This window comes from Alphaproteobacteria bacterium, from assembly GCA_024244705.1.
Lineage (GTDB): Bacteria > Pseudomonadota > Alphaproteobacteria > JAAEOK01 > JAAEOK01 > JAAEOK01.
The window spans coordinates 113,070-125,036 of sequence record JAAEOK010000082.1; the positions used below are offsets into that span (position 1 = coordinate 113,070).

General features: G+C 65.5%; 12 protein-coding genes. 7 read left to right on the forward strand and 5 right to left on the reverse strand.

The window, feature by feature from the left end; all coding sequences use genetic code 11:
• Positions 1-21: 21 nt before the first annotated feature.
• Genes GY791_15820 through GY791_15845 form a run of 6 tightly spaced genes read left to right on the forward strand, consistent with a single transcriptional unit; the run spans position 22 to position 4,988 of the window.
• Positions 22-660: a YihA family ribosome biogenesis GTP-binding protein gene (locus GY791_15820; GenBank protein MCP4329894.1), complete on the forward strand. Its 639-nt coding sequence runs from the start codon at positions 22-24 to the stop codon at positions 658-660.
• 28 nt (positions 661-688) lie between these two features.
• Positions 689-1,600 (forward strand): acetylglutamate kinase, encoded by a 912-nt coding sequence (gene argB, locus GY791_15825; GenBank protein MCP4329895.1) that lies wholly within the window; start codon positions 689-691, stop codon positions 1,598-1,600.
• A gap of 50 nt (positions 1,601-1,650) precedes the next feature.
• Entirely contained in the window at positions 1,651-2,343 is a 693-nt protein-coding gene (locus GY791_15830) for a pyrimidine 5'-nucleotidase (protein MCP4329896.1), read from the forward strand.
• A 52-nt stretch (positions 2,344-2,395) separates the two neighbouring features.
• The gene (gene dapD, locus GY791_15835) at positions 2,396-3,256 is read left to right on the forward strand and encodes a 2,3,4,5-tetrahydropyridine-2,6-dicarboxylate N-succinyltransferase (GenBank protein MCP4329897.1); all 861 of its coding nucleotides are present in this window, start codon (positions 2,396-2,398) and stop codon (positions 3,254-3,256) included.
• 8 nt (positions 3,257-3,264) lie between these two features.
• Positions 3,265-4,419, forward strand: coding sequence for a succinyl-diaminopimelate desuccinylase (gene dapE / locus GY791_15840; protein ID MCP4329898.1), 1,155 nt, complete (start codon positions 3,265-3,267; stop codon positions 4,417-4,419).
• Complete coding sequence (locus GY791_15845) at positions 4,416-4,988, forward strand: hypothetical protein (protein ID MCP4329899.1); 573 nt, start codon at positions 4,416-4,418, stop codon at positions 4,986-4,988. Before dapE ends, GY791_15845 begins: the two co-directional genes overlap by 4 nt.
• Here GY791_15845 and truA read toward each other — a convergent pair.
• The 4 genes from truA to GY791_15865 form a co-directional block, all read right to left on the reverse strand.
• Complete coding sequence (gene truA / locus GY791_15850) at positions 4,985-5,752, reverse strand: tRNA pseudouridine(38-40) synthase TruA (protein ID MCP4329900.1); 768 nt, start codon at positions 5,750-5,752, stop codon at positions 4,985-4,987. The genes GY791_15845 and truA overlap by 4 nt on opposite strands.
• The gene (locus GY791_15855; protein ID MCP4329901.1) at positions 5,749-6,660 is read right to left on the reverse strand and encodes a methionyl-tRNA formyltransferase; all 912 of its coding nucleotides are present in this window, start codon (positions 6,658-6,660) and stop codon (positions 5,749-5,751) included. Before GY791_15855 ends, truA begins: the two co-directional genes overlap by 4 nt.
• Positions 6,661-6,693: 33 nt before the next feature.
• Positions 6,694-7,230, reverse strand: coding sequence for a peptide deformylase (locus GY791_15860; protein ID MCP4329902.1), 537 nt, complete (start codon positions 7,228-7,230; stop codon positions 6,694-6,696).
• 104 nt (positions 7,231-7,334) lie between these two features.
• On the reverse strand, positions 7,335-8,804 hold the full coding sequence (locus GY791_15865) for a DUF4139 domain-containing protein (GenBank protein MCP4329903.1): 1,470 nt from the start codon (positions 8,802-8,804) through the stop codon (positions 7,335-7,337).
• A 468-nt stretch (positions 8,805-9,272) separates the two neighbouring features.
• Here GY791_15865 and rmuC point away from each other — a divergent pair, with 468 nt between their 5' ends.
• Positions 9,273-10,382, forward strand: a complete 1,110-nt coding sequence (rmuC, locus tag GY791_15870; protein ID MCP4329904.1) for a DNA recombination protein RmuC — start codon at positions 9,273-9,275, stop codon at positions 10,380-10,382.
• Positions 10,383-10,864: 482 nt separating this feature from the next.
• Here rmuC and GY791_15875 read toward each other — a convergent pair.
• Positions 10,865-11,967, reverse strand: a 1,103-nt coding sequence (locus tag GY791_15875) for a right-handed parallel beta-helix repeat-containing protein (GenBank protein ID MCP4329905.1), incomplete at its 5' end; no start/stop codon positions are given.

Below are 11,967 nucleotides of genomic sequence, written 5' to 3' on the forward strand. Positions count from 1 at the left end.
GCCGGGGCGGTCCTGGCGGCCATGGATGAGGACGCCATCGAACGGGGCCGCCTTCTGTTCGCCCGGGAGTGCCGGTTTGTCACCGGTGCGGCCGGTCTCGACGACCTGCCGGCGGCCGACCTGCCAGAGGTAGCGTTCGCCGGCCGCTCCAACGTCGGCAAATCGAGTCTTTTGAACGCGCTGACCGGCCGCAAGAACCTGGCGCGCACATCCAACACCCCGGGCCGGACCCGGCAGCTCAACTTCTTTGATCTCGGTGGCGAGTTGATGCTCGCCGATCTCCCCGGGTACGGCTATGCCCGGGCGTCGCGCAGCGAGGTTCGAAGCTGGACCCGGCTGACGATGGATTATCTGCGCGGCCGTCCCACTTTGCGGCGGGTTTTCCTGCTCATCGACGCCCGACACGGCCTGATGCCGACGGACAACGAGATCCTGGATCTGTTCGACAATGCGGCGGTCGCCTACCAGGCGGTTCTCACCAAGGCCGACAAAACCAAGCCTGCCGAACTCAGCGACCGGCTAACCGAGATCGCGCGCAGCCTTGCCAAGCATCCGGCGGCACACCCCGAGGTGATCGCTACCAGTGCCGTGCGCAAGACAGGCATAGCCGAGTTGCGGGCATGGCTCGCCACCTTGGACGATACCGAGAGTTTGAGCTAGGGTCGCCAAGCAACAAGGAAGTTGGACCATGACCGAGGCGAGAAAAATCGGTGAAACCAAGCATTGGCTGAGGACCGCCAAAACACTGATCGAAGCGTTGCCGTATCTGCGCCGCTACGCCGGACGGTCGTTCATCATCAAATATGGTGGCCACGCCATGGGCGACGATCGGCTGGCCAAGGATTTCGCCAACGATATCGTGCTGCTCAAGCGCGTCGGCATAAACCCGATCGTCGTCCATGGCGGCGGCCCGCAAATCGGCGCAATGCTGAAACGGCTGAACATTGAAAGCGATTTCGTAGACGGCCTTCGCGTAACCGACGCAGCCACCGTCGAAATCGTCGAGATGGTGTTGTCGGGAAAGATCAACAAGCAGATCGTCAGTGCGATCAATGCCGCCGGCGGCACCGCGGTCGGCATCTCCGGCAAGGACGGCAATTTGATCGAGGCGCGCAAGCTACGGCGGACCAAGCGCGATCCCGATTCGAACATCGAGAAAATTCTCGATCTCGGGTTCGTCGGCGAGCCCCGTCAAGTAAACGCCGAGATCCTGGAGGAGCTGGTCGTTTCCGACATGATCCCCGTGGTCGCGCCGATCGGCGTCGGCCCATCCGGTGAAAGCTTCAACATCAACGCCGACACCGTCGCCGGCGCCATCGCCGAGGCGGTTTCGGCGGCGCGCCTGTTCCTGCTCACCGACGTCGCCGGCGTCCTCGACAAGGATGGCACGTTGATCTCCGACCTCACCGCCGAACAAGCGCGGGGCTGCATCGCCGACGGCATCATCAGCGGCGGCATGATCCCCAAGATCGAGACCTGCGTTTCGGCGGTCGACAACGGCGTCGAGGCGGCGGTGATCCTCGACGGACGCATCCCGCATGTCATGCTGCTGGAGATTTTCACCGCCGGCGGTATCGGCACATTGGTGTCCGAGCTCTAGAGGCGATCGTGAAAGAGGATCTGAAAACGAACGCGGGCGCGGCGCCGGGCATGGGCCACGTCGACGTCTGGGTGTTCGACCTCGACAACACCCTGTATCCGGCGACCTGCCGGCTGTTCGATCAGATCGACGTGCTGATGGGCGACTTCATCGTCAACCTGCTTGGCTGCGACCGGGCCGAGGCGCGCCGGACGCAAAAGAGCATGTTCCACACCCATGGCACGACGATGCGAGGGTTGATGACCGAACACGGCGTCGACCCATTAGCGTTCCTGACCCATGTCCACGATATCGACTACAGCCCGGTGCCGCGGATGCCGCAACTCGATGCCGCGCTGGACGGGCTCGCGGGACGAAAGATCATTTTCACCAACGGCTCGGTCGACCACGCCGCGCGGGTCCTGGAACGGCTTGGCGTCGGCCATCATTTCGAGGCGACCTTCGACATCGTCGCCGCCGACTACAGGCCCAAACCCGACCCGACAACCTATCGCAAGCTCGTCGATACCTTCGAGATCGAACCTCGGCGTGCCGTGTTGGTCGAGGATATTCCCCAGAACCTAAGGCCGGCCCATGCGCTCGGCATGACCACGGTGCTGGTGCATACGGATACCAAATACGCTCAAATCGGCCGCGACGGCGATCACGTCCACCACGTCACCGAGGACCTGGTGGCGTGGCTTACCGATGTCGGCACAGCCCGCCGCAGCGAGACGCGCCACCAAGCCGGCGGCACTTATTGACAGGCGACGATGCCTGGACCAAGGTGCGCGCCGGCAATCTGGGGCGCCATGAATGTTCGATACCGGCTCGCTTAAGAACACGATCGATGCCGCATGGGAATCCCGTGCGGAGGTGGCGCCCGATACCAAGGGCGAGTTCCGCGACGCCGTTGAATCGACCCTCGAGGCACTCGACCGCGGCGATTTGCGGGTCGCCGAACCCGGCGACAACGGATGGCAGGTCAACCAGTGGGCGAAGAAGGCCGTGCTGCTGTCATTCCGCCTTTACGACATGGCGCCCATTCCCGGCGGCCCGACCGATCCCATCCGCGGCCCGGCGCCATGGTTCGACAAAGTGTCATCGAAATTCGCCGGCTGGGGCGACGCGGAGTTTCGCGACGCCGGTTTCCGCGCCGTGCCCAGCTGCGTCGTTCGCCGGTCGGCCCATATCGCCCCCGGCGTGATCCTGATGCCGTGTTTCGTCAATGTCGGCGCCTTCGTCGACAGCGGAACCATGGTCGACACCTGGGCCACGGTCGGCTCCTGTGCCCAGGTCGGAAAGAACTGCCATATTTCCGGGGGTGCGGGTATCGGCGGCGTGCTCGAGCCGCTGCAGGCCGATCCCGTGATCATCGAGGACAATTGTTTTGTCGGCGCCCGCTCGGAAGTCGCCGAAGGGGTCATCGTCGAGACCGGCGCGGTGCTGTCGATGGGGGTCTATCTCGGCCAATCGACGCGTATCGTCGACCGCACCACCGGCGAGATCCATTATGGCCGTGTTCCGGCCTATTCCGTCGTTGTCTCCGGAACAATGCCGGGACGGCCGTTGCCCGACGGCTCGCCTGGTCCGGACCTCTACAGCGCCGTCATCGTGAAACGGGTCGACGAAAAAACCCGGGCCAAAACGTCGATCAACGAGCTTCTAAGGGACTAGAGCCTCTAATGCCGCCGTTCGACGCCGTTGCGCTGACCCAGGCGTTGATCCGCTGCCCCAGCGTAACGCCATCGGATGCCGGTGCCCTCGACATCCTTGAAAAGACATTGGCCGATCTCGGCTTCACCTGTCATCGTCTCCCTTTCATGGCGGAAGGGACCGCGGAGGTGAGCAATCTCTATGCGCGCCGCGGCGCGGTCGGACCCAATTTCTGCTTCGCCGGCCACACCGACGTGGTGCCGGTCGGCGATCGGGCGTCATGGTCGGTCGATCCCTTCGCCGGAGAGGTCGTCGGCGACGAGATCTATGGCCGCGGCGCGACCGACATGAAGGGCGCCGTCGCCGCCTTCGTCGCCGCGGTCTGGTCTTATCTCGAAGAGCGCCCGGATGGTCCGCCCGGCTCATTGAGCCTGCTGATCACCGGTGACGAGGAAGGCCCCGCGGTCAATGGCACGCGCAGGGTGCTCGAGTGGATGGCCGAGAACGGCGAAACGATCGACGCCTGTGTCGTCGGCGAGCCGACCAATCCGAATTTCCTCGGCGAGATGGCGAAGATCGGCCGCCGCGGCAGCATGACGGGGACGATTACGGTCGACGGTGTTCAGGGACATGTGGCCTATCCCCACCTCTCCGATAATCCGGTTCCGGCGATGATACGCTTGCTGGGCGCGATCGCCGACGCATCGCTCGACGATGGCACCGACGCCTTCCAACCTTCGAATCTCGAGATCACCACGATCGATGTCGGCAATACCGCCGACAACGTGATCCCGGCACGCGCCATCGCCCAGTTCAATGTCCGCTTCAACGACCGGCATACCAGCGACAGCCTGATCGCCTGGCTGCGCGACCGGCTGGACAGCACGGACGTGGACTATCGCCTCGACGTCCGGGTCAGCGGCGAGGCCTTCCTGACACCGCCCGGCGCGCTCAGCGAGATCGTCGCCGATTCGGTTGCCGAGGTCACCGGCCACCGTCCCGAACTCAGCACCTCCGGCGGTACGTCCGATGCGCGGTTCATTAAGGATTACTGCCCGGTCGTCGAATTCGGCCTCGTCGGCCAGACCATGCATAAGGTGGACGAGCGTACGCGCGTGGATGACCTGCAGGCGCTCGCCGCCATCTATCGCGGCATCCTCGACCGCTATTTCGCGGCGCGATGATTACCTCGACCGAGCTCGCCCAGGCCATCCAGGGGACCTGGCGATTGGCCCGTCTCGATCCCGGCGGCATGGCATTATTCGATATCAGCGTGGAAGGCTTCTGGCGCTCGTTCTGGGCCGCCGCCCTGGTCGCCCCGGCCTATCTGCTTCTCGCCGCGATGGCCTATGACGAGCAACAATTGACCACCGGGTTGCTCCGCTTTTACACGGTCGAGGCGATCGGCTACGTCATCGGCTGGACGGCGTTCCCGGTCGCCATGTTCTACTTCGCCGAGCTGATCGACCGGTCCGAGGATTTCGTCGGCTACATTGTCGCCTACAACTGGTCCCACATCCTGCAGACCGCCGTGTTTCTGCCGGTCGCCTTGCTGACACCGAACGATCCGGCGGCGCCGTCGGGGTGGTCGTTTCTGATGGTAATCGCCACGGTCGTCATCCTGGCCTATGTCGGCCATATCGCCAAAACGGCGCTGCGCATCAGCGGAACGATGGCCGCCGGCGTCGTCATCCTCGACCTCGCCCTGTCGCTGTTCATCACCGGCATCAAGGACGCGCTGATCCTCGGCTAGAGCCTTATCGGATCAAACGCCTGTTGCGGATATCGCACATCGACCAGGTAGAGGCCGTGGGCGGGCGCGGTTGGACCGCCGGCGGCGCGATTGCGCGCCGCGAGGGCGGCGGCGACATCCTCGACCGACCAATTGCCTTCGCCGACCAGCTTCAGGGTGCCGACCATATTGCGCACCTGGTGGTGGAGGAACGAACGGGCCCGCGCCCGAATCTGGATCACCTCGCCGTCGCGCTCGACATCGAGACCGTCGAGGTTCCTGAGCGGCGACTTGGCCTGGCAGTTCGCGGCGCGGAAGCTGGTGAAATCATGGCGTCCGACAAGTACCTCGGCCGCCGTCGCCATCATCCCCTCGTCGAGCGGCACCATTATCTGCCACGCCCGGCCGGACTCGAGGGTAAGCGGCGGCCGCCGGTTGATGATGCGGTAGACATAAGACCGCTCGACGGCGGAAAAGCGGGCGTGAAAATCGGCCGTCACCGCTTCCGCGCCGAGCACGGCGACGGGTTCGGGCTTGAGATGGTAATTGAGGGCGTCGCGCACCGTATCGGCGCCGTGCTCGGTCGCGAGGTCGAAATGGGCGACCTGGGCGAGGGCATGGACCCCGGAGTCGGTGCGCCCCGCCCCATGCACGACAATGGTTTCGTCGCAGAACCGCGTCACCGCCTCCTCGAGCGCCTGTTGCACCGACCGACCGTTGGCCTGGCGCTGCCAGCCGACGAATTTGCCGCCGTCGTATTCGACGACCAGCTTGAACCGGGTCATCGCGGCGACGGACTCGGGCGCCGCCGCCAGCCGCGGCGGAATTCCTTGTCGGCGAGTGGGCGCTTGCCCGGCCTTTGGACGACGCGGAGGCGCAGCGCGCGGCGATCGCCGCAGCGCACCGCCATGCCGGCGCCGGGCAGCACCGTCCCCGCCGCCTCGTCGCCGATATCATCCATGACCTCGGATTCGAGGACGCGGATGGGCTCACCGCCGAGATCGAACCAGGCGCCGGGCCACGGCGTGAAGGCCCGGACCCGGCGTTCCAGGTCGGCCGCGGGCTGCGACCAGTCGAGCCGGCCGTCGGCGCGGGTCAGCTTGCGGCAGTGGGTCGCCGCGGCATCCGATTGCGGCTGCGGCACCAATTTGCGGGCGAGCAATCCGTCGATCGCGGCGAGAATGGCACGGGCGCCGATTTGAGCCAACTCGTCGTGCAGCGACGCACCGGTCGACGCTTCGGTGATCGGCGTTTGCTCCTGCAGCAAGATCGGCCCGGTGTCGAGACCCGCATCCATCTGCATGATCGTCACCCCGGTTTCGCTGTCGCCGGCCAGGATCGCGCTCTGGATCGGCGACGCGCCGCGCCACCGCGGCAGCAGCGAGGCGTGGATGTTGAGGCAGCCGAACCGCGGCGCCGAAAGGATCGACGGCGGCAGCATCAGGCCGTAGGCGGCGACGACGCAAAAATCGGCCCCGAGCGCGGCGAATTCGGCCTGTTCGGCATCGCCCGCCAGCGATCGCGGGGTGCGCACCGGGTATCCGCGCTCGGCGGCGAAGCGATGAACCGGCGACGGTTGTTCGTGCTGGCCGCGTCCAGCGGGTCGGGGCGGCTGGGTATAGACGCTGACGATGTCGTGGCCGCGATCGGCCAGGGCGCGCAGCGCGGGCACGGCAAAGTCCGGGGTTCCCATGAAGACGATCTTCACCGGGTCCCCCGATGGTGGCTAAAGCGCGGCGCGGGCCGACGGCGCCTTACCATGCTTCTTCGATTTCTGCAGCTTGCGCAGGATCATGTTGCGCTTGAGCTGGGACAAGTGATCGATGAACAGAATACCGTCGAGGTGGTCGATTTCGTGCTGGACCACGGTCGCCAGAAAATCGGCAGTGTAGAGTTCGCGAATCTCGTTCTGCTCGTCGACATACCGGATCTTGGCCTCCGCCGGCCGGGTCACGTCGGCGTAGTGGTCGGGCACCGAGAGGCAGCCCTCCTCGTAGCAGGCGTCGTGGTCGGAGGCCCAGACGACCTCCGGATTGGCCATGCGCAACGGCTCCTTCGGTTCGTCCTCGTGCGAAATATCGACCACGATGACCCGCTTCGCCACCCCGACCTGAGGCGCGGCGAGGCCGATCCCCGGCGCCGCGTACATCGTCTCCAGCATGTCGTCCATCAGACGGCGCAGACCGTCATCGACGCCGTCGACCGGCTTGGCCTTCTGTTTCAATCGCGGATCGGGAGCGGTCAGGATGGGAAGCAGCGCCATGGATCCAGGGTCATCGTCATAATTCGAACCCGTACCTATGGTGCCGCGGCGCCACCGTCAAGCGCCGTTCTGCCCCGGTCACGGCGCCGCCCGGCGGCGCGGCGCTAACGCGGCAGGATCACCCGCACCGTATAGGTCAGCGTGGTCTCGCCCTCGGCCGGCACGTCGATTGTCCACACCGCGGTTTGGGCGTCCTTCTTGTCGTGGGGCTGGCTCTCCCTGAGCACCCTCCAGTCGCCCGGGATCGGCTCCTCGAGCTTGACCGATACCGGCACGTCCTTGGCGTTCTTGACGACGATCTCGTAGGCGGTATCGAACTCCCAATAGGTCTCGCGCTGGCTGCGGTTGTCGCGGTAATCGGTCTGGCGGCGGTCGACGGTGACGTCGAAAGCGCGCCCGACATTGAGCCGCACCTCTTCGCCCTTCGGCGTGTGATCGACGGCGTCCTCGCCGATGAACTGCTCGTCACCGCCGCCGTCGGTGGTGTAGACACGGACCACGCCCCGGGGCAGCGGCAGGCCGAGCCCGTCGGCCTCGTTGTTCTCGAACTCGAGCCAGACCTGGACCCGTTGATCCTCGACGGTGCCGATCCGCGAGCGATAGACGTAGTCGTTGCCGGTGGCGACGTACTCTTTGGTTACCGGTACCGACGCCGCGGTCAACAGCGCGATTTGCTTGGTTTGCCGATCGAGCAGGTCGGTCGGCCGCGCGACCGTGTAGAGGTGGTAATCGGCGAGGCCCTGGGGCGCCATCCCCTGGTCGGCGGCGGGCGCCCGCATGGCAGCCGATTCCATCATCGCCACCGCCGGCTGCGTCATCTTCTGGGAGACCACGTTGACGTCGCCGGCGACGAGCTGCAGCCGCGCCTCGCGGTAGTCGCTGCCGCTGGTGTTGGTGACCGTCACCCAGCCCTTGAGCGACAGCGATTTCTCATCGGCGGCGAGCTGGGCGACGTAATCGGCGGTCCACGACAGACCGCCGGTGAGGTAGCGCAGCACCGCCGACGGCGTCGACGCGGCTGCGCTGTCGACGGTCAGCACCAGGGTCGGCCGCGCCCGCAGATCCTCGGGCACGGTGTCGAAGACGAAACGATAGGGCGCGTTAGCACCGGCCGCGCTGTTGATGGTCTCGACCCGGTCCCCGACCCGCAGCACGATGCCGCCGTTGGTGCTCAGCACGATGCCGTCCTCGTGCACCTCCTCGCCGGTCGCCGGGTTGATGCGGATGACGCCGATGCGCCGGCCGAGCGATTTCTCGAGCAGCGCTTGCGGGCTCAACAGATCGTAGGCGAAATACTGCTCGATCACGCGTGCCTGGGCGGCATCGTCGAGGACCGCGAAATCGACCGTCTCGGGCCGGATCTGGGCGCTGACATCGGTCAGCGCGAGCAGGGTGCGGCCCTTGTCGAGCGCGACCTTGCGCTGATCGCGCACCAGCGCGAGGTTGGTATTGTAGACGGTCAGCGACACCGCTTCCTGGCTGTCGAGGCCGATCTCGCGCTCGGCGGCCGAGGCCGAGCCGGCGGCAAGCAGGAGCACGGCGCATAATACCAAGGCTCGATGATAGGAATTCATCTCACCGCGAGGATTTCGTCCGCTCACCAGGCGCGGGGCGCGCCGTGGTGCCGATCCACCACAAGCGGCCCGCAACGCCGTGAGCGGGCCAAAGACCGCGGCCTGCGGTGGGGCAAATCGGCCCCCCGGGTGCGTTGCGGCGCTCGCCCGATACCTCGGCATCGCGCTTCGCACCGCGCCTGCCCGGATAACCCGATATGCACCCATGAGATGTGTCCCTATCATCGAGCCTTGGTATAAGGCGGCGGCGCGGCACAGATGGTCGATTTGCGGCATGTTCGTCTCCACGTGATGCGTTGCAGACCCGTCGATACCGCCCGACGGCACGGCAGGGACGGCACATATACCGGCGTTTGCTGGTATATATAGATCTATATGGCTGATCCCGAATGCGGGTAGAAATATAGCCACAATGGGGCGATATCGCGACCGCCGCGCGGCGCGGCGGATGCGCCCGGAAAGAGCTCGATGGAAGGCATGTGGACCACGACCGACCTGATCGTCGCCGCCGGCGTCGCCGCGCTGATCGTGCTCGCGCTGATCCTGGTCGCGATGTGGCGGCGCGACCGCCGCGACCCGGTCCGCGACGAGCTGATGGATTTGTCGACGCGGCTCAGCCAATTGTCGGCGGGCCAGCTCACCGCCCAGAACCAGATCAGCGAACGGCTGCAGGCCCAGGAGCGCGCGCTCGGCAAGGCCCTCAACGACCGCCTCGAGACGGTGAGCCGTCGGGTCAGCGAGACCCTGGAGAAGAGCGGCCAGCGCCAGAACGAGGCCCTGGTGCAGCTACGCGAGCGGCTGGCGCGGATCGACGAGGCGCAGCGCAACATCGTCAAGCTGTCGTCCCAGGTCGACGGCCTGCGCGAGATCTTCGTCGACAAGCGCGCCCGCGGCGCCTTCGGCGAGATCCAGCTCAAGGACCTGATCGAGAAGGTGCTGCCGCCGTCGGCCTACCGCATGCAAGCGACCGTCAACGGCAACTATCGTGTCGATTGCCTGTTGCAACTGCCCAACCCGCCGGGACCGATCTGCGTCGACGCCAAATTTCCACTCGAGCCTTATCACGCGATTCGCGACGCCACCGACGAGGCGGCGCAGAAGGCGGCGGCGGCGCTGTTCACGGCGGCGATCCGCAAGCACATCCAGGACATCGCGTCGAAATACATCGTCCCCGGCGAGACCGCCGAATCGGCGCTCATGTTCCTGCCCTCGGAGGCGGTCTATGCCGAGCTCCACGCCAACTTCCCCGACCTCGTCGAGGCCTCCTACCGGGCGCGCGTGTTCATCGTCTCGCCGACCACCCTGTGGGCCATGCTCAACACCATCCGCGCCGTGCTGCAGGACGTGCAAATGCGCGAGCAGGCGGGGCTGATCCAGGCCGAGGTGCAGAAGATGATGGAGGACGTGGTCCGCCTCGACGAGCGCGTCGGCAAGCTGCAGCGCCATTTCGACCAGGCCGGCGAGGATATGCGCCAGGTCCGCATCTCGTCGGAGAAGGTGACCGTCCGCGGCGAGCGCATCATGCGGCTGGAGGCCGAGGAACCGGACGCCGCCCTGCCCGAGCCGCCGCCGGAATAGGCGGTTGTCCCCTCACCCAGCTCCGGCCAGGCCTCCCGATTTCGTCGTCCCGGATGCGATGCGGCACGCAGTGCTGCTTCGCTGAACCGGGATCGATCCCGATTCAGCAGCGCACCGTTGCACGCTGCGCGGTACCAGGGATGGCGAGGGGAACGATGCTTGAAACCCCCTCACCCGGCTCCGGCTAGGCTCGGTCCAAGACCTCTCCAAGCCTGCGCATCCCTCTCCCCAATAGGGGCGAGGGAAGATACGCCGCGCTCGGCCGAACTCCCTCTCCCCTTGAGGGAGAGGGTCGGGGTGAGGGGGGGAAAAGAAACGCGCCGCCCGGGAGCAAGATCATTCCGGATCGTTTCGATCCGGGGCGTGAATCTTCCTCCCATCGATTAGTCGAGAGGTTGATTGACGGCGCACATCTCTTCGATGTGAGCCGATCAACCTCTTGCCGGCGGCGCCTCCGGAAAGATTGGTATCTATAGTGCCGGTTACGGCCCGACGATGGTCTGCGTGGCGCCGCCGCCGTTGCTGTCGTAGGCGGTGCCGTTGCCGGCGAAGGTGATCCCGAACAGGTTGACGAACTGGATGGCATTGTCGAAGTTGCGCGCATAGACGCCAAAGCCCGGGTTGTTGGCGATGTAGTTGCCGCCCGGGGTGAACAGCACCGTCTGGAATGCTTGCAAGTCGGCGGTATCGCCGTCGTTGAGCAGGAGCACGCCGACGTCGCCGTTGGCGTTGATGTCGTTGCCGCCGAAGGTCGCGCCCATCACCGCCATACCGCCGGTGTCGGCAGAATCCCAACCGTTGCGCAGTCGGATGCCGTCGTCGTCGTTGAGGAAGACGGTGTTGTCGGTGAATTCGAGGGTTGCCATCGACCGGCTGTCGTCGAGGGCCCAGGTGCGGACGTAGATACCGTCGCCGAAGCCGAAGCCGTTGCCGTCGCCGCCGATGGTGTTGCCGACGAAGTCGACATCGACGATCGAGACGCCGCCGTTGTCGGTCAGGAAGGACACCTCGATACCGGTTTCGCCGTTGTTGACGATCGAGTTGCCGGTCACCACCGCGTTGAAGACACCGCTCGCCGCCGAGCCAAAGACCAGATGGTTGACGTCGAAGCCGTCGGACGCGTTGTCGTGGATGACGTTGTTGTAGAAGTCGAGGAAGAACGAGGTGGTGGTCAGTCCGTCGTTGTTCTCGATGTCGATGAGGACGCCGGCGCCGCCGCTGTCGGCGATCGAGTTGTGGCCGAAATCGAAGGTCTGGGTCGAGAACGCGCCGTCGTAGACGTTGAGGTCGATGTAGAGGCCGACACGGCCGTTGTTGACCGCCGTGTTATGGCGCACCGTCGCGGTCTGGTACATCCGGGTATCGCTGTTGCCTTCCACATCGGCGTCGATGAAGATACCGTCGCCGCCGTTGCTGGCCACCGTGTTGTTGTCGACACGCAGCGTCTGGCGCAGGGTGGCGCCGTCGTCGAGGTCGTTGACCACGGCGATGCCGTCGTCGTCCTGGTTGAACACCGAGTTGCCGGAAATGGTGATCGTGTTGTCCTGGAACACGGTGGCGTCGTCGTCGACCTTGGTACGGACGA